This window comes from Paraburkholderia phenazinium (assembly GCF_900100735.1).
Lineage (GTDB): Bacteria > Pseudomonadota > Gammaproteobacteria > Burkholderiales > Burkholderiaceae > Paraburkholderia > Paraburkholderia phenazinia.
Window position 1 is genome coordinate 72,095 of sequence record NZ_FNCJ01000011.1, and the last position, 22,062, is coordinate 94,156.

Annotated in this window: 26 protein-coding genes and 1 pseudogene; 13 read left to right on the top strand and 14 right to left on the bottom strand. The window is 59.2% G+C overall.

The window, feature by feature from the left end:
* Position 1 precedes the first annotated feature (1 nt).
* The 3 genes from BLQ92_RS23135 (at position 2) to BLQ92_RS23145 (ending at position 1,552) form a co-directional block, all read left to right on the top strand.
* On the top strand, positions 2 to 730 hold the full coding sequence (locus BLQ92_RS23135; protein ID WP_090686865.1) for a winged helix-turn-helix domain-containing protein: 729 nt from the start codon (positions 2 to 4) through the stop codon (positions 728 to 730).
* A 218-nt stretch (positions 731 to 948) separates the two neighbouring features.
* Positions 949 to 1,089, top strand: coding sequence for a hypothetical protein (locus tag BLQ92_RS40120; protein ID WP_176860771.1), 141 nt, complete (start codon positions 949 to 951; stop codon positions 1,087 to 1,089).
* Between the two features lie 136 nt (positions 1,090 to 1,225).
* Positions 1,226 to 1,552 carry an ArsR/SmtB family transcription factor gene (locus BLQ92_RS23145; protein WP_090686867.1) on the top strand — a complete coding sequence of 109 codons (327 nt, stop codon included), beginning with the start codon at positions 1,226 to 1,228 and terminating at the stop codon, positions 1,550 to 1,552.
* Positions 1,553 to 1,579: 27 nt separating this feature from the next.
* Here BLQ92_RS23145 and BLQ92_RS23150 read toward each other — a convergent pair whose 3' ends face one another.
* The 4 genes from BLQ92_RS23150 to arsH all read right to left on the bottom strand — a co-directional run bounded on the left by BLQ92_RS23150 (position 1,580) and on the right by arsH (position 4,000).
* Positions 1,580 to 2,377: a metallophosphoesterase gene (locus tag BLQ92_RS23150; protein WP_090686868.1), complete on the bottom strand. Its 798-nt coding sequence runs from the start codon at positions 2,375 to 2,377 to the stop codon at positions 1,580 to 1,582.
* A 102-nt stretch (positions 2,378 to 2,479) separates the two neighbouring features.
* Positions 2,480 to 2,962, bottom strand: coding sequence for an ArsI/CadI family heavy metal resistance metalloenzyme (locus BLQ92_RS23155; protein ID WP_090686869.1), 483 nt, complete (start codon positions 2,960 to 2,962; stop codon positions 2,480 to 2,482).
* Positions 2,963 to 3,301: an ArsR/SmtB family transcription factor gene (locus BLQ92_RS23160; protein WP_087645399.1), complete on the bottom strand. Its 339-nt coding sequence runs from the start codon at positions 3,299 to 3,301 to the stop codon at positions 2,963 to 2,965. It lies immediately after the preceding gene.
* Positions 3,302 to 3,310: 9 nt separating this feature from the next.
* The gene (gene arsH, locus BLQ92_RS23165; RefSeq protein ID WP_425312491.1) at positions 3,311 to 4,000 is read right to left on the bottom strand and encodes an arsenical resistance protein ArsH; all 690 of its coding nucleotides are present in this window, start codon (positions 3,998 to 4,000) and stop codon (positions 3,311 to 3,313) included.
* Between the two features lie 242 nt (positions 4,001 to 4,242).
* Between arsH and BLQ92_RS23170 the strand changes: the two genes are divergently transcribed.
* Positions 4,243 to 4,929, top strand: coding sequence for a hypothetical protein (locus BLQ92_RS23170; protein WP_090686871.1), 687 nt, complete (start codon positions 4,243 to 4,245; stop codon positions 4,927 to 4,929).
* A 23-nt stretch (positions 4,930 to 4,952) separates the two neighbouring features.
* Entirely contained in the window at positions 4,953 to 6,206 is a 1,254-nt protein-coding gene (locus tag BLQ92_RS23175; RefSeq protein ID WP_090686872.1) for an MFS transporter, read from the top strand.
* A gap of 199 nt (positions 6,207 to 6,405) precedes the next feature.
* Here the strand turns inward: BLQ92_RS23175 and BLQ92_RS23180 are convergent, their stop codons facing one another.
* Positions 6,406 to 7,122: a type VI secretion system Vgr family protein gene (locus tag BLQ92_RS23180; RefSeq protein WP_090686873.1), complete on the bottom strand. Its 717-nt coding sequence runs from the start codon at positions 7,120 to 7,122 to the stop codon at positions 6,406 to 6,408.
* Positions 7,123 to 7,667: 545 nt separating this feature from the next.
* Between BLQ92_RS23180 and BLQ92_RS23185 the strand changes: the two genes are divergently transcribed.
* Positions 7,668 to 8,129 (top strand): hypothetical protein, encoded by a 462-nt coding sequence (locus tag BLQ92_RS23185; protein WP_090686874.1) that lies wholly within the window; start codon positions 7,668 to 7,670, stop codon positions 8,127 to 8,129.
* A 385-nt stretch (positions 8,130 to 8,514) separates the two neighbouring features.
* Here the strand turns inward: BLQ92_RS23185 and BLQ92_RS23190 are convergent, their stop codons facing one another.
* The 7 genes from BLQ92_RS23190 to BLQ92_RS23225 all read right to left on the bottom strand — a co-directional run bounded on the left by BLQ92_RS23190 (position 8,515) and on the right by BLQ92_RS23225 (position 13,595).
* Positions 8,515 to 9,117, bottom strand: a complete 603-nt coding sequence (locus BLQ92_RS23190) for a GFA family protein (RefSeq protein ID WP_090686875.1) — start codon at positions 9,115 to 9,117, stop codon at positions 8,515 to 8,517.
* Positions 9,118 to 9,787: 670 nt separating this feature from the next.
* Positions 9,788 to 10,567 (bottom strand): DUF29 domain-containing protein, encoded by a 780-nt coding sequence (locus BLQ92_RS23200; RefSeq protein ID WP_090686877.1) that lies wholly within the window; start codon positions 10,565 to 10,567, stop codon positions 9,788 to 9,790.
* A gap of 304 nt (positions 10,568 to 10,871) precedes the next feature.
* Positions 10,872 to 11,195 carry a helix-turn-helix transcriptional regulator gene (locus tag BLQ92_RS23205; RefSeq protein ID WP_244896668.1) on the bottom strand — a complete coding sequence of 108 codons (324 nt, stop codon included), beginning with the start codon at positions 11,193 to 11,195 and terminating at the stop codon, positions 10,872 to 10,874.
* Positions 11,196 to 11,382: 187 nt separating this feature from the next.
* Positions 11,383 to 11,595 carry a helix-turn-helix domain-containing protein gene (locus BLQ92_RS40125; protein ID WP_090686878.1) on the bottom strand — a complete coding sequence of 71 codons (213 nt, stop codon included), beginning with the start codon at positions 11,593 to 11,595 and terminating at the stop codon, positions 11,383 to 11,385.
* A gap of 219 nt (positions 11,596 to 11,814) precedes the next feature.
* Positions 11,815 to 12,291, bottom strand: a complete 477-nt coding sequence (locus BLQ92_RS23215) for a hypothetical protein (RefSeq protein WP_244896669.1) — start codon at positions 12,289 to 12,291, stop codon at positions 11,815 to 11,817.
* A gap of 69 nt (positions 12,292 to 12,360) precedes the next feature.
* Positions 12,361 to 12,909: an HAD domain-containing protein gene (locus tag BLQ92_RS23220; protein ID WP_090686879.1), complete on the bottom strand. Its 549-nt coding sequence runs from the start codon at positions 12,907 to 12,909 to the stop codon at positions 12,361 to 12,363.
* 92 nt (positions 12,910 to 13,001) lie between these two features.
* Positions 13,002 to 13,595: a hypothetical protein gene (locus BLQ92_RS23225; RefSeq protein ID WP_143016658.1), complete on the bottom strand. Its 594-nt coding sequence runs from the start codon at positions 13,593 to 13,595 to the stop codon at positions 13,002 to 13,004.
* 245 nt (positions 13,596 to 13,840) lie between these two features.
* Between BLQ92_RS23225 and BLQ92_RS23230 the strand changes: the two genes are divergently transcribed.
* The 4 genes and pseudogenes from BLQ92_RS23230 (at position 13,841) to BLQ92_RS23245 (ending at position 16,300) form a co-directional block, all read left to right on the top strand.
* Entirely contained in the window at positions 13,841 to 14,077 is a 237-nt protein-coding gene (locus BLQ92_RS23230; RefSeq protein WP_090686881.1) for a helix-turn-helix domain-containing protein, read from the top strand.
* Between the two features lie 328 nt (positions 14,078 to 14,405).
* A pseudogene (locus BLQ92_RS23235) lies at positions 14,406 to 15,317 on the top strand (GNAT family N-acetyltransferase); the annotation flags it as partial.
* Between the two features lie 170 nt (positions 15,318 to 15,487).
* Positions 15,488 to 15,826 (top strand): GIY-YIG nuclease family protein, encoded by a 339-nt coding sequence (locus BLQ92_RS23240; protein ID WP_090686882.1) that lies wholly within the window; start codon positions 15,488 to 15,490, stop codon positions 15,824 to 15,826.
* Between the two features lie 144 nt (positions 15,827 to 15,970).
* Positions 15,971 to 16,300, top strand: coding sequence for an H-NS histone family protein (locus BLQ92_RS23245; protein WP_090686883.1), 330 nt, complete (start codon positions 15,971 to 15,973; stop codon positions 16,298 to 16,300).
* A gap of 114 nt (positions 16,301 to 16,414) precedes the next feature.
* Here the strand turns inward: BLQ92_RS23245 and ppa are convergent, their stop codons facing one another.
* On the bottom strand, positions 16,415 to 16,942 hold the full coding sequence (ppa, locus tag BLQ92_RS23250) for an inorganic diphosphatase (RefSeq protein WP_090687206.1): 528 nt from the start codon (positions 16,940 to 16,942) through the stop codon (positions 16,415 to 16,417).
* A 263-nt stretch (positions 16,943 to 17,205) separates the two neighbouring features.
* Between ppa and BLQ92_RS23255 the strand changes: the two genes are divergently transcribed.
* From BLQ92_RS23255 to BLQ92_RS23265, 3 genes are all read left to right on the top strand, one after another.
* On the top strand, positions 17,206 to 18,645 hold the full coding sequence (locus BLQ92_RS23255; protein WP_090686884.1) for an aldehyde dehydrogenase family protein: 1,440 nt from the start codon (positions 17,206 to 17,208) through the stop codon (positions 18,643 to 18,645).
* 44 nt (positions 18,646 to 18,689) lie between these two features.
* Positions 18,690 to 19,448 carry an SDR family oxidoreductase gene (locus BLQ92_RS23260; protein WP_090687208.1) on the top strand — a complete coding sequence of 253 codons (759 nt, stop codon included), beginning with the start codon at positions 18,690 to 18,692 and terminating at the stop codon, positions 19,446 to 19,448.
* An 88-nt stretch (positions 19,449 to 19,536) separates the two neighbouring features.
* Positions 19,537 to 20,856, top strand: a complete 1,320-nt coding sequence (locus tag BLQ92_RS23265; RefSeq protein WP_090686885.1) for an MFS transporter — start codon at positions 19,537 to 19,539, stop codon at positions 20,854 to 20,856.
* A 13-nt stretch (positions 20,857 to 20,869) separates the two neighbouring features.
* On the opposite strand, the gene BLQ92_RS23270 is transcribed toward BLQ92_RS23265, so the two are convergent.
* Positions 20,870 to 22,060: a heme biosynthesis protein HemY gene (locus BLQ92_RS23270; RefSeq protein WP_090686886.1), complete on the bottom strand. Its 1,191-nt coding sequence runs from the start codon at positions 22,058 to 22,060 to the stop codon at positions 20,870 to 20,872.
* Positions 22,061 to 22,062: the final 2 nt, after the last annotated feature.

A 22,062-nucleotide genomic window follows, 5' to 3' on the forward strand; every position in this document is an offset into this window, starting at 1 on the left:
AATGCCTGCCAGTATTCTGATAGTCGTAGACGAGCTAGCGATAGCTGAACTACTGGCCGCTAACATAAAACACGCGAGATACCACCCGCTGCAGGTGCGGGATGTCGATGCTGCGAACGCACTGATAGCTGAGGTGCTGCCCGACCTCATCGTCCTGGACTGGATGTTGCCGGAAACATCTGGCCCGGTCTTTCTTCGAGCGCTTCGAGCGGACTCGCGGACCCGTGAGGTCCCGGTCATCGTGCTGACGGCGCGCTCCGAGGAGAAAGATTCACTGGATAGCCATGAGGCAAGCGCCGACGACTACGTATCCAGACCTTTCTCCCCCAAGGAGCTGGTTGCCCGTATCAAGGCCGTACTTCGTCGGCGCGCGCCGCAACTTACCAATGATGCAGTGACCGTAAATGGTCTGACTCTCGACCCTCGCGCACATCGTGTCTACGTCAAGGAAAACGGCGTCGAGTTACCCGCGTATCCCGGACCGACCGAGTTCAAGCTTCTGCATTTCTTCCTTACGTACCCCGAGCGTGTCCACAGTCGGGCTCTCATCCTGGACCAGGTCTGGGGCGACCACGCGTTTATCGCGGAACGGACGGTGGATGAACATATCAAACGGCTCCGTTCCGTCCTGAAACCGATAGGTTGTGAAGCCATCATCGAAACCGTACGCGGCAGCGGTTACAGGCTTACGCGAGTGCCATTGCCACATCGAATCGAGAATGCGGCGTAGCTGAAGGGGCATAGCGTCAGTCCGCACTTTTGCCACTTCGTAGATTGCTGCTGAAACCGGACGGACTCCACGACATGAAAGCGGTCAGACACCAGGAGGACTCGGGGGGTGAACACCGGACGGCCCAACCTGCCGGGAGTGGCGGACGCGTCCTGGGTTCGCGCAGGAAGCACTACATCGTCTGGGGGATTCTCCGGTTTGCACTGGGTGTTGTGCAGATGACGTTCGCAATTGCAGCCATCCTCAGCCTGATTTTTGTCGGTCTGACGCCGGCGGCTCTCGGCTATTCAGCCGTGGCGACAATCGCCACCCTGGTGAGCCGGGTACTTTATCGTGGTCGCCGTGAACCGCATCAATAGGCACCGACGCGCAGCCCGGCGTGCCGGCTGACAGCGGGCCACATGCTGGCGCGAAATACGCCCGAAAACGAGTTGTCGTCCCTCTGTCATCTCAATAGGTTTAGAATCGTCGGTTAATTTCGACGACTTGTGCACCATGAAGGAAAAAGACGCAATCAAAGCCCTTTCAGCGTTGGCACAGCCCACGCGTTTGGGCATTTTTCGGCTGCTAGTGACGGCCGGCCCCGACGGACTAAGCGTCGGCGTCATTCAGGAGCAACTGGACCTGGCGAGCGCCACGCTGTCGTTCCATCTCAAGGAACTCACCCATGCGGGTCTGGTGTCGTCACGCCAGGAGGGCCGTTTCGTCTATTACGCGCCGGAGATAGACCAGATGAATGGCCTGGTCGACTTTCTGACGGAGAACTGCTGTCAGGGCGTCGAATCGGCAGACTGCAAACCGCGCAAAAAGGTGAAGTGTTAGCCAGCAAGCTTGTCGCGGAAGCATCCACTACCTCGCGCTCAGAGTCTCCAGCGTGTCCACCCGCTTCCGAAGCGAGTTCGTGTGAATCACGACGCCTTCCTCGTTGCACAAAATTACGCCGTACCCCGGATTCTCATCAACTGCGACAAGCTTTTGCTCCTGCATGCGCAGAGCGAATCCGATGTAGGGCGCGGTCATGACCGTGAACGGCGTCCCCTTCCACACACCAGAGACATTTCGGTGCAGGTGGCCACAAAGCAGATAAGGCTGTCGATGACGGTGACGCTGCAGGATTCGCGCGAGTTCGATGTCTCCGTCGTTGAGCCTGGCCTTGTCCAGTGCCGGGATTCCGACGGTGGCTGGCGGATGGTGCATGAAAAGTAACGCCGGCCCCTGACTCTCTCCCAAGGTCGTCTCCAACCACGCGAGTCGTTCAGCACTCAGCTGACCGGAGTGCATGCTATTGTCGGCAAGCGTATCAAGATAGATGAGTTGGTAGCCGTTGAGTTGCTCGGCGTTTTGGACGAAGCCGTTCGATAGCTGCAGTGCCGGAAACGCTCGGGCCAATGCTTCACGGTCGTCATGATTTCCGACAAGTAAGCGCACTGGAATCGGCACTTCGGCCAATGCTTCGGCCAGCATTCCGTAGGCTGCAGTGTGCCGCAGCTGTATGAGGTCCCCGGTGATGATGAGTCGTGCAGCATCTGCGTGCTCAGCCAACATGTCATCGAGGCATACCCGTAGGCGAACCGCCGGGTCAACGCCGCTGCGATGCTTTTCGCCGCCGCTCATCAAATGCAAGTCGGTCATCCATAGCAACTTCATTTGATTCGTCTCTCGTTGAAAGCGCAAAGCGGCCGGTGTCCTTGACGGTAGCCTGGTGTGGACGCATCCCCAGGCATGCACTGCATGTCAGCTAATAGCCGGTCAATCGCTACGGACACCATCCGACCTTTTCTCAATCACTGCAGGGATGGCCGTGACGGGCGCGCAGCACGCGCTACTGGACTCTGACACCGGTGCCTGTCGGCTGTCAGCGCCGAATATAGGAATGTTACCAAGCGTGTGGTACGTCTCCCAAGGCACGCCAGCTGGGTCCTGCGTCCAGTATTTGTTCGAGCTTGCGTAGCAGCACTGTGCGCCGGGCTGGTCCTCGACGGTGACACTTCCCGCGACAACCTGTTCGCGAAGAGAGGTCAGCTCCTCGTCACTGTCGACCTGAAAGCCCAGGTGATTGACACCCGTTTCACCACCGCGCGCTGAGATGGCGAAGTTCATTCGCGGGTCTTCGAGCATCCACTTGGCGTAGTCGTCTTTGAGCACGGTGGGCTGTGCGCCGAACATGCTGCTATAGAAACGCACGCTTTCGTCGAGCTTCGGGACAACAACGTGCACGTGAAATCGCTTCATTTACGCCTCCGTTTCGTTGGTCGCGCAGCCGCATTGCTCTGCCTGCTCCGCCGCGCAGCAGTTTTCCATCAGGAAATCCATTAATGTCTGCATGTGGTCATAGCTGGCGCAGTAGATGATGAACCGGCCTTGACTCTTGCCCTCGATGAGCTCAGCGTGTGCGAGCTCCTTCAGGTGGAATGACAACGTCGGCGCAGGGAGGCCCAGCTTTTCGGCAATGGCACCCGGACTCATACCCGAACGTCCGGCGGTGACCAGAAGGCGGAATACCGCGAGACGGGTCTCGTGCGCGAGCGCCGCTAGCGCCTTGACTGCAAGCTTCGAATCCAGGGTTGCCATCACAGTCCTTTATTGGTTACTCGCCTTCGCTTCCTGAGGGGAATAGTCGGCAATTGCACGCGAAGCGAGGTCGGTTGCCGGGTCGAGTGGACGGTCTTCTTTCACGCGTTCGCTGTAGCGGTCAACGAGATACCCGGCACGGCCGCGCAGCAGCAGCGTGAACTTCACGAGCTCCTCCATCACGTCGACCAACCGGTCGTAGTAGGACGACGGTTTCATCCGTCCGTCCTCTTCGAATTCTTCAAAAGCCTGGGCAACAGACGACTGGTTGGGGATGGTGAACATGCGCATCCATCGTCCGAGCTGACGCAGTTGATTGACTGAGTTGAACGACTGCGAGCCGCCACTCACCTGCATGACGGCGAGCGTGCGCCCCTGCGTCGGCCGGATACCGCCGCTGACCAGTGGCAGATGGTCAATCTGTGTCTTTATCAGACCGGTGATGGTGCCGTGGCGCTCCGGGCTACACCAGACGTGTCCTTCCGACCAAAGGGACAGCTCGAGCAGCTCTTTCACTTTCGGATGGTTCTTCACATCAACATCGTCGGCATGCGGCAGACCACGCGGGTCAAAAATCCGCGTTTCGGCGCCGAATGTCTGCAGCAGCCGTGCCGCCTCTTCAACGAGCAGACGCGAGTACGAACGCTCACGAAGCGAGCCATAGAGCAGCAGTATCCGCACTGGCGGTTGGCCTTCCATTCCAAGACGCGCGGCGATGTCAGTGTCGAAAAAATCTGGTTTGGCGGCCGGGAATGTCTGGTCGCCCTTGATTGCGTGAACTGTCATTTCATTACCCTGCAATTTGATACTTCCAAGTATATGGAGGCATTGGGTGCATTCAGCCGGCTTCGCTCCGCCCCAGCAGCACCAACCCTCACTCGTTACTTGCATTCTACAACATTTCCGGTATTCTGGAAATATGAAATCTTTGGAGGGGTGCCATGAGCTGCGATGACCGGGTTTCGTCTGAATGGCTCCTGCCGGCATCGGGAGGGTGGCAATGCGGCTCCGCGCAGGGACTCATCCTGTTGGCCGCACATGAGCGCGCGGACGTTTGCCAACACAAAACGAAGGATGAGGGTACTGAGTCTGCATCCGGGAGCGCGGCACTAGCGGCTGGGCTATCGTCGGCATTTCAGCGGGAAACCGGCTACGTGGCGTCGGCCATTGCGCTGACGGCTGCCGTCGACGAGAACCTTGCGATAGCGCGCTTCCTTGCCACGGGCGGCTCCTCTGCAGCGGTGCTAGTGATGAATGCGGAAGCACTCGGCCGTTGGCGTCCACCATGCGACTGGGAAACGCCCCTGATGAGACTTCGCAATCGTCTGGCTGACGAGGGTTTGAAATCCTTCGTCGCATTGTCAACGCAGGGTCAGAAAAGCGGAATGGCGGCAATGCTCCAAAGGGTACGCGTGAAATTTGTCTCGCAACGTGTTGAGCATTTCTGCAATCGGGAGGGAATCGGCTTTTTAGGTACCGTCAACGAAGCGCAGGGCCTGGTCGCCATGCCCCAGATAGGTCCTAACGCCGAGCGCCTCGCCGCTGGTTTGGCGCAGAGGCTCGCCTCAGCAACTTTCTTCTGTTGCAGCGCATTTCGCACAGGCATCGTCCCTAACTTGAGCAAGTAGAGAGGCTGAACAAATTGAGCACGATGTCGAGTCGAACCGAGAACGCCAGCGGAGACAACGCGCCGGCAGACAGCCAGGACCGATTGGTTATATGGGCCTTGGCGCTGGCGCAGCTTGTCTCATGGGGCTCCGTCTACTATTCCTTTTCGCTTCTCGTTGTGCCGATGGAGCAGACAATGGGTTGGAGCCGGACAGCCACGAACGCCGCGCTTTCCGTTGGGCTGCTGGTCTCCGGGTTCGCTGCCTATCCCATCGGCCGCTGGATTGACCACGGACTCGGGCGCCGGGTGATGGCCGTCGGCTCGGTTATCGCGTCGGCGATGCTGCTGCTCTGGGCCGACGCGCAGTCGCTGACTGCACTCTTCGTCGCGTGGATAGGTCTCGGCATTTCAATGGCCGGCACGTTTTACGACCCGGTCTTCGCGGTTGTGACGCACCGCTACCCGCGAAGCTTCCGCACCAAAATCACGCTCATCACGCTGGTCGCAGGATTTGCCAGCACGGTCTTCATACCGCTGACCCAGTTTCTGGTTGGCTCGGTCGGGTGGCGTACATCGCTTGTTGTGCTTGCGGCACTCAACCTGATTATCTGCCTGCCTATCCATGTGCTGGCAATTCGCTCCTCGCGCGCGGACCCGGGCTCCCGGCCAACCAATGGTGCAGTAAAGCTGGCCAACGACGCAGCCACACGTCGCGCGCTCCGTTCTCCAGTTTTCTGGGCGCTCGCGGTGTGCTTCACAGCCTACTACGCGACGTTTGCGGCACTCACATTTCATCTGGTTCCGCTCATGGTCGAGCGCGGTGTCTCGAACGTCGTGCTGGTCACAACCATGGCGCTAATTGGTCCGGCTCAGGTCGCCGCCCGTGCGGTGTGGTTCACATTCGGCCGGACGGTGCACGTCAGTACGGTCGGCATCATCGTCGTAACGCTCTTTCCGCTGTCGACCGTCGTCCTAATAAGCGCTGGGCACACGGCCGTGATGCTGTGGTTGTTTGCACTCTGCTACGGCGCTGCGAACGGGATGATGACAATCCTGCGAGGCACAATTGTCCAGGACCTGATGTGGACCGAAGGCTACGGTGCGGTCAGCGGTATGCTTTCCTTCCCGTCAAACGTCGCGAAGGGCATAGCGCCGATTGCCGCAGCCAGTATCTGGAGCTTCACGCACGGATACGTGGCCGTCGAGTGGACAGTGTTCCTCATCTCGATAGTGTCAGCAATCGCGTTCTTTGTAGCTGTCCGAGTTAGCCGCCACGCGGCGACTAGCGTAGCGTGATATTTCCTTCCGCCTGGTCCAGCATTGATACATTCGCCATGAAGATACGTGCCGCACGAAGTGATGACCTCGGTGTCATAAAAGCCTTGCTCGCAGAAAATGAACTGCCGGTCACCGATGTGAATGCAGCCTTGCTCGTGGACTTCCTGGTAGCGGAAGACTCAGGCGGCAAGATTGGGGGCTGCGCCGGGCTCGAACGTTACAACGATGCCGGCTTGCTGCGCTCTCTTACTGTCAGGCCGAGTGCAAGAGATTCCCCGCTCACATTTGCCCGAGAGAAGTCGATGGACTGCGGGCTGGACGGCGGAACTGAGTACAGGTCGTCAGTGATAACGAGCGTATGTGCGTTGCCGTTGGCAGACTGCTCGAAATACCCGAACCACCCCTCCGACTCCATGATTCGGTTCACGAAATTCCAGTCGTCTTCGTACTGGGTGCAGTACGAGCGGGCCGGCGCCGGGTTGAGGACTGCAAAGCGAAATGCGCCCTGGGCCTGCGGATGGGCGCTGAACACCTCTGCGAGAATCTCGTCCGGCGTCTGGTCCTGGAAAATCCGTGCGTCCTTGCGAAACTTCAGGAAATGGAGCCACGATGAAAATTTCAGCTGGTAATAGCTGAGCGCACCATCAGCCCCAAGTTTTCGCGCGGCATATACGAGCCCATTGAAGGGCAGATAGGATTTGTCCGCCTGCTGTACCCACAGCGTGACCGGTTTCGCAATGAGACTTTTCAGCTCAAGCGTCCCGTTCAGCGACGCGATGTCCACCGTGTAATCGAAATTACGCCCAAGCCGTGATTTACCCGCGACCCGCAATGGCAATAGCACGTCCTGTCCGGCAGGCGTGTCGAGCTTTAGCAGGCGGTCAACCTGGCTCACTCCGCTCGTGATGCTTGAAATCAGGTCCTGCGCACCCATACCCCATTGCCCCGTTTTATAAAAACCTGAAACCGAGCAAAATCATATGATAAAAAATACGGCGCGCCCACCGAGACCACACAACATTTGACAGTTATCTGAAAATTAATATATTCATTTCACATAACTGTGAAATTTATTCTGATTCAAACATAAGCGAAGAAAATTTTACCTTTTCATTTGAAGAGTTTGACCGAACTGGCTCGGCGTATTCAGGATTATCTGACATCGCCGTCCATTCCAGGTGCACGGCGCATCGCATCGGTTATGCCTTGCTGTGTCGTGCTGTGTCGTGCTGTGTCGTGCTGTGTCGTGCTGTGTCGTGCTGTGTCGTGCTGTGTCGTGCTGTGTCGTGCTGTGTCGTGCTGTGTCGTGCCCAGACGTCCCCGGCGCGCGTAGCAGGGACAGCGGCTGGTTGGGCAGGGTATTGGTCCCGCCTCATCGAGCGGCTGCAAGAGTCGCCTCTAGTGGTGCCCAGTCTCCGGTCACCGTGCATCGATGCAACGTACTAGCAGTGCATCGCAGCGAAGAGGAATCAGAACAAAATGTCCGAACACTACGCGTGGTGGGAGAAAACGGTCGAGTACGTGTTCATCTTGCAAATGAAATCCCTAGTCGATTTTGCTACGCCACGGTCGGGAGTCGAGGAGCGGGCTGGGGACGGTATCTTCGCCAGCGACGCGAAGCTTGTATTGATTGAATTCAAGCGCAACCACACCGAAATGTCGTCAGGGCGCAAAAAGTTTTTGAGCTTTGAAGAGGCATTTGAGACCTTGCGCACCAAGGACGCACATCATTTCATCGTTTATGGCGACGCGCCTGCCGCTCAGACCCACATCGGGAGCCGCCCGATAACGGGCCGCCGCGAATACTCATGGCTAACACGTTTTGAACCTCTTACGCCTCGATTAAGGTCGTCGAGTTGTCCACAGAATCTGTTCGCAAAGCTGTGGACAACTCGCCACGAAGCAATGCAAGTCGCTGAAACAACTGCGTTTGGGCTGTGAGCGCACAGAACACACGTTTGGTCGGTGCGCGGTGTCCGCTAGCGTAATCGCTTACCACGACAGCGAACTCAAGTTTGCCGACTACGGCATGACCGGACCTGACGTCGCGGCAAAGTGGTTGCTGACTGACCTGTCAACGTCGGGTCGAAAGGAACAAACAGAAGTCTGATAGCGGCTACATTCAACACTGCACCCCGCTTACGTGGGACGGATAAACTACGGGCAGCTCGCCTGCATGTGCTCCACATGGCTTGCCCGCCTAAAAAGCGGGTCCCTTTTATGGCGCTGGATAATCGGGCAGGCCGGCTCAGAGGATAAATCGATACTCCAAATCGCTACACCTCCCGGCCTTCAACGGTCGCGAGCTTCGGCGCTTCGTTGGAACTCACTCAGCCGGCTGACCGTTGCGCAAAAAGCGTGCCTCTGCGATGAGGTCGGGCGGCATCATGAGTGCGTTGACGCCGATGCGTGGCTGGCTTCCATCGACCGCGCGCCAGTGCGTGACGCAGCCGCAAAAGCTGCATCGATGAAATTCGAGTCTGTGCTCATTGCACATGTCAGTGTAAGTGTCGGTCGAGTCGTTGTCGGCGGGGAACGTGACGCTCGGTTCGTCATAGTACGCCCACAGTGCGCCGTATCGCCAGCAAATGGAGCATTCGCACGCGTTGACTTCAACGGGCGCGACGTCGACGGTGAAGCAAACGGCGCCACAATGGCAGGAGACGTCAATGAGGAAAAGCTCCTCAAAGGGAGCGGCAATGCCTACGTCAGACAACCATCTTTTAATTTTCTCGCCATTCTGCCCTCCCAAATAGCTTGAAGTTCCGTCCACACCAAATATGCGAGCGATATAAGCCCGAGTTTGCGTTATGGACGTGTGCTTAAGATATGCACTAATTTCTTTGATGCTCCACTCAGGCGTCGCTTGTGAGTTAGACGAAAAATCCAAGAGCATCCTTTGCACTAGCAATTCTTTATACGAAGCCATATTGCATCCCATGCCAATAGTTGCGCCGCCCTCGTGTAAACCACAGAGTCAGCGTAGCAGCCGTGTAGCCGGAAGGCAAATGCAGCCTCAAACAACACAGGTGACCAAAATGACAGACCTCTCGTGGTGTCGCGCGTGGGTCGAAGGCCACGGCTAGCGCGGTGAGATGGTTTTCCTCATACAGACAGCACTCGCTGGACACACCGCTTCGTCACCAAGTAAGTATGCGGGACCGAGCGTGATGCGGCTGCGCGCACGCTTGAATTTACGCACTTTCATCCGATTGTTGATGAGTCGGTCACCGGAATACACGGCTCCATAACGCGGTCACGACAGCCACGAAAATCTCTCTGAGAGAAATTTCATGGTACGTATCTAGCGAATTGACGGGCTGAGACTCCCGAGCGGGCAGCCCCCGGAGAACCCGAACTTTGCGGCGCAACCACGCCGAACGTGCTGCGTGAGTGAATTCCCTCTCAGCCTCTTGCGGCAAGTCCGTGACAACGTCAAAATCCCGGCCGTCGATGTATCCCGACAACGAATAGCCCGAGGCCCGCTGCGTCATCCATCCCACATAGCCCCATGCAAAGACTTGGGTCACTTCGCCTCCTTCGTTGATATCGCAAGTTTCACGATGAGTTGATATCCGGCATTGAAGTGGATTGGTCCATCAGCGCTGATTGTCCCGGATACGAAAGACAGTACTTGCTGGACGACGCTTAACCAATCCTCGAGTGTGTTTCGGTGTTCGTGCGCGACGGACCTTCGCTTTGACCAAACGTCCGAGCGGCCCAGATGGCATGGTGAGAATCGTATCCACCACATCGGGCGCGAGCATGCAAAACATCGGTGCCATACGCGAAATTATGGCCCCCGCTTTGGCTTTGAGGCCTTTGGTAAGGCGCCCAACATTAATTCGGCGGTAGCGGATGCGTGCACCACCTTTTCCGCCAACGCGTATAAACGTTGCGTCCATGTTGAATGCCAAGGCCCTCAGGTCCACGCGGCGAAGCTTCGAGGCGGTGTCTGGCAACCAGCCCTCAGAAAGAACGTCGTCGATAGCCCAAGGACATTCCGATGGGAACGAATCGTGTCCGCTTTCAATCGCCGCCTGAGCGAGTGCGTCCTCCCATATCAACTGGGAAGTTCGGGGTTCATCAATCCGAGCTCGCAGGCTCGGTGAGTCGTCCAGAATTTCGGCAACATCTAGCCGTCGAGCCTCAATCATTGCCGAACGACTGCCTGTGCACTCGGCTGGCAGGTAGTGCCACTTGAGTAGATAGGCGAGCAGGACCGACATCTGTTTGGTGAGCTCACGCAGTTCCGCCTTCGCGACATCTTCAATTTCATCGGCAAGGTGCTCGATGTCCAGGAGGTCGAAACGACGTTCCCGCAGAAATCGAGCTTGTTCAAAAGCCCACGCGGAGACATCCTCGTCATAGGTTGGCATCTGAACTCCTTCATAGACATCACCCGCACCCTGCCGGAACGAAAGTCATCTCCGGATGATTGCAACCACAAGGACGATGCCAGCTATTAGTCCGAGCACCAGAGCTATCCGGCCGACCCACTCGACCACGAAATCGACATTTCTCTGCGAAGACGCAAAACGAAATAGCCATTTCATGACTTACCTCAGCGCTCACAAAAAATCCGCTTCGGGCAAAAGTGCCCGTCTATAGGAGCGACCCGAATCAAATTTAACTTTCCGGGTTGAAAAACCGGAGGCGAGTCCACCGTGATGACGCGATACTTCATTCGGACCGTCTCGGTTTGCTCGCGCGCTGCCGTGCTTTTGCCTTCCTCGTTAGCATGAGCGGGTTGATGGTCGACACCGGCGCAATGGTTTCTAACCATTGTTCGCGACCGAGCGCGCGCAGGACCACCAGTAGGGTATGTAACGATGAACCGTTGCCGCTCTCGAGATTACGCAAAGCCCGTACGCTGACACCGGCGCGCGCCGAGAGCGTAACCTGGTCCAAATTTCGATGTACGCGCAGCGTCTTGAGCCGTTCTCCCAGGACCGCTCCCATCTCTTCCGGCGTTTGACACATTCGCGACTGCCGCGATGTTTGCACGATTTGCTCTCCAATATGCGTCGCTCTAACCCTGAAATTACAGGCAACATTCCGCCTATAGAACGCGATTTTGGCTGTAACCAGCAACATATTGCCGCTTGGTTCGAACAGCCAGGTATCGTCGCCAGTAAGACACGCCGTACCCCGCTTCTGGTCGGAGGCGAAACTCGCGTCAGGGCGCCGCGTCTCATATACCAAGTGGGCTTTTGCTTTCGTCCTGCGAGTCGAAGTACGCTTTGCTGGCGATTCCCCTTCGTGCACGGTAACGTTCGATAGACGCGTCGTCGATGAGGTACTGCCCACTATCGTTGAACGCGCCAGTCAAATCGCCGCGCTCGATGAGTAGGTCCACGTGGGTTCGACTCACAAACAGGTATCTCGCCACTTCTTCGACGTTCACTTTGGACCTCCCGAAACCATCCGTTCGGCGACGATACCGTTGCCGAACAGACGCGACTATCTGAAAATCTTGGCGACCAGGATGACGAGAACGAGGACCACGCCGAATACCGCGATGGACCCGCCGAGCCATTTGGCAACACAATCGATATTCTTCTGCGATGAAGCAAAACGGAGTAGCCATTTCACGTTGGAGCTCGCCAGGCAAATTTCGACGGCACTACCTGCGTCCGGCCAAAAAGTCGGTCCAGTCCCATGCGTACACGCAATCCATGGGCTGTGGGTCTTCTTCAATTACCGGACGTGTCGAATAGACCATGCGTTTTTCGAACAGGCTTCGCGCAGGTTCCGGTATTTCCCGGAGTCGCACATACGGGGTATTACCGGAGGAGGTGCGAACTGGAACATTGAGCTGCTGCGGGCGTTGAGGCAGTTCCTCTTTCCCTGTCAGCGCGACCGCAATTGCGCGAGCTACCAGGTCCCACAAGGTCACGGAGTAGCGCGGGTAGTCTTGCAGGGACCCGCAGATTTTCCCGTGCGGCTCCTCGCTCAGTTCGACTCGGTAGTCAGCGAGCGCGCCATTTTTGACTCGTCCAATATTTGCAGTTGCCAATACCCTGCGACCGCTTTCGCGTCCGCCCGGCCAAATTTCGACAGTTACTTTGAGCATCAACAGTGCCTCGGTCACGTGTGTCATGTTAGAAATGCTCGAACCAGAACCGTCATGGTTCGTGAATTTTTCATACCCCCTCCAGGTGTTCAGGAGTCACCCGGAGCTGTTGTCCCTGTGTACACCAATGAGCCAATCTCTAATTCGCTGTTGGGCTGCTTCATCGCGGATGCCGCGTCCCGCGTCTAGGAGAACGAAGTTCTGCGTCAGTTGGCCGGGTTCGCTGCCGATGTGATAGGCGTCGTATACGGAGTCATCAATTGCGAGCCAGTTCTTCAAGTCATGTCCAAGCGCATACCTGGCAATGACATAAGTGCGCTCGGAGCCGTTCAATATGTAGCTCAATCGCGCCTTTACATCCTGTGTCGTATCGACAACCCTTCGAGCAAGTGCCGGCGGCAGATGTGAGATGACCTTCTCGACAGACAGTGTCCGTAGCCAGGACGTCGTAAGGACGATTTGCACGGACGGGTACGGCTCAAGCATTGCGACAAGCAGCGGCGCGTATTCGAATAGCGGTCTACCAGAGTCGAGAGACACGTGACCATCTGCGCTGAGAACAGCGTGACCACTGTGTAGTGTCCCATCGAAATCAACAAATAGCGTAGGGGCGGTCCGGTCCATCGGAAAAATTGGTTGTCTCATCGATATGGCCTTCTACCGCAATCAGTCATGTAGGGCGCTTGAAGCGCATTAACCTGGTCGAGCATTGACTACGACGACTCCGTTCGGCTTCCTCATCGTTCTGCTGGCTCTTCGGGACTCTCGAAGTGCAAGGGCGCTGAGCATTCGTCGCAGTAGACGTGATGCCAGTAAATTTTCCTTAGCTTCCCTGGCTTTCCGCAACGCTCGCAGACGCCACGGGCCATGCGCATCGCTTTTTCTGCAGACCCAACAATGCGAGGCCACACGTCCTCATCGCATAAGTAGCCAGTGAGCAGCGGAATCTGGAGTCGTCCTTCTGTTTCGCGAATATCAACGCAAAATGGAATGACCGGAAACACGGCACTCTCGTCCATCAGTAGCTGGTAGTCCAGCGACGCCATGTTCTCGATACTCGGAGCTTGCTCGCACCACATCGAGCGAAGCTCCGCCTCTATCTCTTGCGCAGCTGCTTCGATAATCGGATACCACCCAAGGCCGCACTGGATACCAAAAAACGCGAGATTCGACGGGTACACCTCGGGATAGCGCACTGAGCGGAAGAACAACGGGTATCGCGAAAATAGTTTCTGTTGCTGCTCGATAGCCATCCACGGACGTGATTCCTTGACAATCGCGTGCGTGTCACCGAGCGCCTCCGCACGAGCGCATCCATTGCTAGCGTTCACTGGACTACTTCCTTCTTTTGTACCTTATGCAACAAATAGCGGTAGCAACGAGAAGCCTCATTCACGAGCCGATAGTTCATTTAGCAAGTGACGCTGAGGCCGCGAACTCCGAACCTCTCCGCATCCGCGCCGACGGGAACACCTCTAACCGCGCCCCTTCAGTATATACGTTTAAACAGTAGATGTTTAGACAGTAGACGAATACACGGTAGACGTGAACATAGTGTTCCGCCAATCTCCCGGGCATGAGCGAATTTGTTAACAAAGAAATCGACCCATACTTGCGGCGCCGATTGGCTGAGCATGTCCGTCGACTACGGCTGGAAAAGGATATCTCCCAAGAAGTTCTCAGCGAGCAGTGCGGATTTCACCGCACATACGTGAGCCAGGTTGAGCGGGCGGTGACAAACATCACGCTCGACAACCTTCAAAGGCTGGCCGAGGGATTGGAGGTTGACCCAGCAGTGCTCATCAGCACCTAGGGAACCAAGACGGTCCCGTCGAGGCATCCAGAAATGCGGCTAAACGTGAAGTTCACGATGGTTTGGGAGAATCCAGTCGAAGCCGCTTCGGTTCCTGTCCGCTCCCCGTGTGCACAACTCCGCTGCCCACACCACAAGGGCGTGGACAGCCGCCTAACGGCGGTTCCGAAGTTGCACACACTCGAATACCTGACGCGCCGGCTACGCCGGCTTGCCCAATCCATAAAATGAAGAGCAGAAAAGCCACCCCAAGCCTAGCTTCGGGCCCTAAACCACCTTACATTGATGGCAAGTTCAACCCGTTCAAAAAATGGCTTAAAAGAAGGTGGGTACATATGTGTTCGACTGGGCATGGGCCGACGCCTACAAGCGCAACGGCCTGACCTACTATCCGAAGCTGCTATGCGCCGTGCCGTTCACGCCGGTGCAGGGCAACCGGCTGCTGGCTGCCGACCCGCATGCGCTGCGCCATCTGGCAGCCACGCTGATGGCGTTTGCTGAACAGGCGGACGTATCGTCGCTGCATGTGCTGTTTCCGACCGCCAGCGAGGCCGAGGCGCTCACCGAAATCGGCATGATGCAGCGCGAGGGGGTGCAGTTTCACTGGCTCAACGACGGCTATCGCGACTTCGACGACTTCCTCTCGACGCTCGAGCAGAAGAAGCGCAAGAACATTCGCGCCGAGCGCCGCAAGGTGCGCGAAGCGGGCGTCACGATGCGCCGCGTGCGCGGCGAAGATATCAGCGATGCGCAATGGCGGTTCTTCGCCAAGTGCTACAAGCAGACCTATCGCGAGCACTTTTCGAGTCCGTATCTGAATCTGGAGTTCTTCCGCACTATCGGCGCGACGATGCCGGAGAACCTACTGCTCGTGATCGCGGAATACGACGGTAAGCCGATTGCCAGTTCTCTCGTCGTATATCAGCGCGACGACAAGACCGGCGGCACGCTGTATGGCCGCTACTGGGGCGCGCTCGAACATGTGCCGTGCCTGCACTTCGAGACCGCCTATTATCAGCCTCTAGAATTCTGCATCGAAGAGAAGCTCGCGGTATTCGAGGGCGGCGCGCAAGGAGAGCACAAGATGGCACGCGGCTTCCTGCCCACGGTCACCCGTTCGACGCACTGGCTCGCTCATCCGGCGTTCTCGGATGCGGTGGCGCGCTTTCTCGACAATGAGACAAACAGCATTCATGCCTACGTCGACGAGTTGCGCGACCATAATCCGTTCAAGAGTTAAATGGCGTGGTTTTAAGGAGGCGCGGCAAAATACTTTGCCCCTCGCCACCACGCTGTAACCACGACAAACCATTTCTGTGGGACACTTTGCACCTGAAGCGCCTGTTTCCCCGCGCTATGGGCCGTCAACCCGCCCTTTTTTCTGCCGTCCCCATCGAATTGGCTGCACCCATGCCGTGGTTTCTCTATTTGATCGAATGCGCTGACGGTAGCGTTTATACCGGCATTGCCGTCGACGTAGAGGCGCGCTTCGAAAAACATCTGAACGGCACCGGCGCGCGTTACACGCGCTCCCGCAAACCGGTACAGGTGCTGGCATCGTTCGAATTGGCGAACCGCTCAAGCGCGTCGCGCGCCGAATATTGGGTCAAGCGATTGCCGGCGCCTGAAAAACGCGCCTTGGCGGCGGGCGCACGCACCCTCGAATCGGTTATGCCGGCGGTGGTGGCTGAGGAAGCCGAAGCGGAAGTAATCGTGGAAACAGAAGAGCAAGAATCGCCCAGCGCATGACGCGCGGGCCTAAACGTGGCTGAGCGTGGCTAAACGAGGCAGACGGCGGCAACGCCAGGCGCAGTTATTCACCCCATTCGCGGCATATCCCGCACACCGTGCTCCCATTGGGGCCGGAAAAACCATTTGAAGGACGTATATCCCATGGACGAAAGGAAGCGCGACAGCATCATCGCCTACCTCCGCCACCGCATGGCAGAGTTTGGTATTACCGCAGACGACCTGGCTTCAGCACTGGCAAGCGATCAAGAAAAGCAAGCGCAAGCGCGCTACCGCAGTGCAACCGGCGATATCTGGAGCGGTGAAGGAGAAATGCCGCAATGGCTGAAAGCGGCGACGAGTGCGGGACAATCGATCGAGCATTTTCAAATGTCGTCGAAGCAGCCCGCAGCCACCCAGTCGAAGCGAGATACGGTCAACTGGCGTGACGACCCGTTTGCGGGAAGCCCGCTGGCGCGGCGCGAAAACCCTTAATGCGGCGGGTGGAACCCGGTGCAATGGAGAGGCAAACCAGAACAGCTTGCCTCTCGACCTCTGCGAGGCATTCGCTTCAGTGAATTGACGCTTTCACTTCGCGAATGCGCTGCTTTACTTCTTGTAGTTCGCCACGCCTTCGCTGATTTCCTTGTGGGCGGCATCGATATCTGCCCAGCCTTCGACCTTCACCCACTTGCCCTTTTCGAGCGCCTTGTATTGCTCGAAGAAGTGCTTGATCTGGTCTTTCAGATACGCCGGCACGTCGTCGATCGACTTCAGCGTTGCCGTCATCGGGCAGACCTTGTCGTGCGGCACGGCGATCAGCTTGGCATCAACGCCCGATTCGTCCGTCATTTGCAGCATGCCGAGCGCGCGCGCACGCACGACCGAGCCAGCCAGCAGCGGGAACGGCGTAATCACCAGCACGTCGACCGGGTCGCCGTCGCCGGACAGCGTTTGCGGAATGAAGCCGTAGTTGGCCGGATAGCGCATGCCGGTGCTGATGAAACGGTCGACGACGAGCAGGCCCAGATCCTTGTCTGCTTCGTACTTCACCGGATCGCTTTGCGCCGGGATTTCGATGATGACGTTGAAATCGTGCGGGAGGTCTTTCCCTGCGGGGACGTGATTGAAGCTCATGAGCGCTCTCTGATCAGGATGGAAGTCGGAACACAGCGCGCGCTGCAGCGTCTGACTCAGATCAGACAAGGCACCGCGGGCCGCAAGTGCGGAATACAGCATTATAGCCAATCGGCCGATGGCACCGCCGTGACGATCGGCGCGATAATCGTTGCAACCGCATCGCTGCACCGCGCGTCAGGACGAGGGCGAACGCGGGATTGCGGGCGCCCTTGCAGATGCACTCGCGGGCGCCTCGGAAGCCTTTTCAGCCAGGAGCATGCATGGAAGAAGCGAAGCACTTCATCGGCAGCGAATGGACCGCCCCTCTCGGGGGCGAGACGATTCCCGTGCTCGATCCGTCCGACGGACAGCCGTTCACGCAATTGGCCCGCGGCACCGCCGCGGATATCGACGCCGCGGTAGAGGCGGCGCGGCGCGCCTTCGAAGGCGCCTGGGGGGCAGCCAGCGCAGCCGAACGCGGACGCATCCTGTACCGGCTTTCCATGCTGGTCGCCGCGCGTCATGAAGAACTCGCGCAACTCGAAGCGCGCGACACCGGCAAACCGCTGCGCCAGGCACGCGCAGACGCGGCGGCGCTAGGCCGCTATTTCGAGTTCTACGCAGGCGCCGCCGACAAACTGCACGGCGAGACTCTCCCCTATCAGGCCGGCTACACCGTCTTCACCGTGCGCGAGCCGCACGGCGTAACGGGCCACATCGTGCCGTGGAACTACCCCATGCAGATCTTCGGCCGCAGCGTCGGCGCGGCGCTCGCGGCGGGCAACGCATGCGTCGTCAAGCCGGCCGAGGACGCCTGCCTGTCGGTGCTGCGGGTGGCCGAACTCGCTGCCGAGGCCGGCTTGCCGGCTGGCGCGCTGAACATCGTCACCGGTTACGGCCATGAGGCGGGCGCCGCGCTTGCAAGCCATGCCGGCATCGACCACATCTCGTTCACCGGCTCGCCGGAAACCGGCAAGCTGGTCGTGCAGATGGCGGCGGAAAACCACGTGCCCGTCACCCTCGAACTGGGCGGCAAGTCGCCGCAGATCGTCTTCGCCGATGCGGATCTCGATGCGGCGTTGCCGGTACTCGTCTCGGCCATCGTGCAGAACGCCGGACAGACCTGTTCGGCAGGCAGCCGGGTGCTGATCGAGCGCGCAGTCTATGAGCCGCTGCTCGAGCGACTCGCCACGGCCTTCAATGCGCTGCGGGTCGGGCCCGCCCATGCCGATCTCGACTGCGGCCCGCTCATCAGCGCCAAACAGCAGCAACGCGTATGGGATTTTCTCTCCGACGCGCATCACGACGGGATCGCCATGGCGGCCCACGGCGAAGTGATCCACGACGCGCCGGAAACCGGCTTCTACCAGGCCCCGGCCTTGCTGCGCGACGTGCCGCCAGGCCACCGCCTCGCGCATGAGGAGGTGTTCGGTCCCGTGCTCGCGGCGATGGCCTTCGCCGACGAGGACGAAGCGGTGGCGCTCGCGAATGGCACGAAGTATGGGTTGGTCGCCGGCATCTGGACGCGCGACGGCGCGCGCCAGTTGCGGCTTGCGCGGCGGGTGCGCTCGGGCCAGGTGTTCATCAACAATTACGGCGCGGGCGGCGGCGTGGAATTGCCGTTCGGCGGCGTCAAGCATTCGGGTCACGGGCGCGAAAAAGGCTTCGAGGCACTGTACGGATTTACGGTGCTGAAGACGGTTGCGATCCGCCACGGCTAATGCAGAGCACGGCCAACAAGGATCAACATAAAAACGGAGACATCATGCGTTTGACAGGTAAAACGGCCATCGTCACCGGTGGCGGCTCGGGTTTCGGCGAGGGCATTGCCAAGACCTTCGCGCGCGAAGGCGCCAACGTCGTGGTGAACGATCTGAACGGGCCGGCGGCCGAACGCGTTGCCAGCGAAATCGCGCTGGCGGGCGGCAAGGCCATCGCGGTGGCCGGCGACGTCACCCGCAGCGACGACTGGACCCGCCTGCGCGAGGCCGCGCTCGAGGACTTCGGCAGTGTCCAGGTGGTCGTCAACAACGCCGGCACCACGCATCGCAACAAGCCCGTGCTCGAGGTGACGGAGGCCGAGTTCGACCGCGTCTATGCGGTCAACGTGAAAAGCCTCTACTGGAGCGTGCAGGCCTTCGTGCCGTACTTCCGCCAGCAAGGCGGCGGCGTGTTCATCAACATCGCATCCACGGCGGGCGTGCGCCCGCGGCCCGGCCTCGTCTGGTACAACGGCAGCAAGGGCGCGGTGATCATCGCCAGCAAGGCGCTCGCGGCCGAACTGGGCCCCGAGCGCATCCGCGTCAACTGCGTCAACCCCGTGATGGGCGAAACCGGTTTGCTGTCGGAGTTCATGGGCGTCGAAGATACGCCGGAAAACCGCAAGCGCTTTCTCGCGGGGATTCCGCTCGGCCGCCTCTCGACCCCGCAGGACATCGCCAACGCCTGTCTCTATCTGGCCTCGGACGAAGCGGAGTTCATCACCGGCGTGTGCCTGGAGGTGGACGGCGGTCGCTGCGTCTAGGTGATTGGAATTCGCGGTGGCAACACCAGGTAACACCATGTAAAACCCGGCGGCACCCAAATCCACAAGAAAACGAGGAGACACCACGATGGGCAGTCCTGCGAATCCGCTTCACCATCCCGGCGCGGGCGCGCCGCCATCCACCTTCGAGGAAGCAACCTACCGCAAGGTCGCGTGGCGCCTCACGCCGCTCCTGATGCTGTGCTACGTGGTGGCATACCTCGATCGCGTGAACGTCGGCTTCGCCAAGCTGCAGATGACCACGGATCTCAACCTCAGCGATGCGGTCTACGGCTTCGGCGCAGGCATCTTCTTTCTGGGCTACTTCATCTTCGAAATCCCCAGCAACGTGATCCTGCACAAGGTCGGCGCGCGGGTGTGGATTGCGCGGATCATGGTGTCGTGGGGCGTGATCTCGATGCTGACGATGTTCGTCACCACGCCCACCATGTTCTACGTCATGCGCTTCCTGCTGGGCCTAGCCGAGGCGGGCTTCTTCCCCGGCATCATCCTGTATCTGACCTACTGGTATCCGGCGCACCGGCGCGGCCGCATGACCACCTGGTTCATGACCGCCATTGCGCTGTCGGGCGTAATCGGCGGACCGGTGTCGGGCTACATCCTGAAGACCTTCAACGGCGCCAACGGCTGGCATGGCTGGCAGTGGCTGTTCCTGCTCGAAGGCATCCCGTCCATCGTGGTGGGCGTTCTGGTGTTCGTCGTGCTCGACGACCGCATCGCCAAGGCCACCTGGCTCACGCCGGAAGAACGGCAACTGCTGGAAAGCAATATCTCCACCGAAGACGCGGCCAAGCATGACCTGCCGATCCGCCAGGTGTTCGCCAGCCCGCGCGTCTGGCTAATGAGCCTGATCTATTTCTCGTTCGTGATGGGGCTGTACGGCGTGAGCTTCTGGCTGCCGACCATCATCAAGGCGACCGGCGTGACCGATGCGTTCATGATCGGCCTGCTCTCGGCCATCCCGTTTGCGGCGGCGGTGGTGGGAATGGTGCTGGTGTCGCGCAGCGCGGACCACCGGCGCGAGCGGCGCTGGCATATCGCGCTACCGGCACTGGCAGGAGCGATCGGCCTGGTGCTGTCCGTGGTGTGGGCGCATAACACGCTGCTGGCGATGGCTTCGCTTACGCTCGCCACCATGGGCATCCTCACCACGCTGCCGCTGTTCTGGAGTTTGCCCACTGCGTTTCTTGCCGGCACCGGCGCGGCGGCAGGGATTGCGATGATCAATTCGATCGGCAATCTGGCCGGCTTTCTGAGTCCCTATGCGGTGGGCTGGCTCAAGCAGGCCACCGCAGCGAACGACTCCGGCATGTACATGCTGGCGGCGTTCATGCTGCTGGGTGGACTGCTTGCGCTTTCCGTGCCGGCAAAGCTCGTCAACAAATAGAGACGCCGCGCGCTCAGACGATATTCATCGCGAGCGCGCTTTCCCGATAGTGCTGGCTCGCCCTATCGGTATCGCCAAGCTGCTCGTGCAAGCGCGCGAGCGCGCGATGAGAACGGATCTTCAGCGTCTCGTTGTCAGCGAGCTTGAGTGCCGCCTCGAGGAACGACTGCGCCTTACCCCATAGTTGCTGGTGCAGGCACAGACGGCCCAGCGTGAACATCAGATCGGCATCGTCCGGACGTTCCTTCTGCCAGGCTTCGGCCTTCTGGATCAGCGGCAAGGCATCGCCGCCGGTCGTGTCCGGATAGCGGCGCAACAGGCGCGCGTCCCAGTTCTGCGCGAGCGCTTCCTCGACGATCTTGCGCGCGTCGTGTGGGCGACCGAGCGCCACCAGCAACTCCGCGGCGAGGTCGGCGAGACGCGGCGAGTGCCGCTCGGTGGGCGATAGCGAATGCCACAATTCGAGCAGCGCATCCGCGTTGTGACGCCGGTCACGCAACAGGTTCTCAGCGGCAAGCTGGCGGAGACGCACCGCCACGGCCGGGTGAATTGCCTCGCGCTTTTCCAGTGTCTTGACGAGCTTGAGCACTTCGCTCCAGTTCTTCAACTGCTGCTGCGCGCGCAACATGATCTGCTGCGCATGAATCCGCCGCCCGCCTTGCGACTGCATCTCCGTCAACGCGGCCAGCGCGCCGTCCGCATCGCGGCCGTCCGCACGCATATCGGCGGTCGCCATCAGGCGCGCGTCCTGCCAGTCCGCTTCGTCGATCTGCGCGAGCCATTCGTCGCGCCGTGCGTACTCGTGCATGCGGTGCGCCGCGGTGGCTGCGACGAGGCCCGCCGCGCCCTTGTTGTCGCCATTGGCAAGCGCGTCGCGCGCCGCTTTTTCAGCGCGCGAGAAGCGTCCGGCGTACAGATTGCCGATCGCATCACGCAGCGCTGCATGCGCCTTCGCCACTCGCGAGCGGGCCCGGTAAGCGGCCACGCGCTGCGGCATGCGCCAGATGTTGCGCACGATGCGCAGCAGCGCATACACCACGATAAACAGCACCACCAGCGCGACCACGAACAGGTTCAGCGACACATCCACCCGGTACGGCGGATAGACCAGCAGCACCTGCCCCGTATCGAAGCGCCCGACCGTCGCCAATGCCACCGCGATGACAAACAGCAACGCCAACCACAGGAGTCCCCGGATCGCCATGA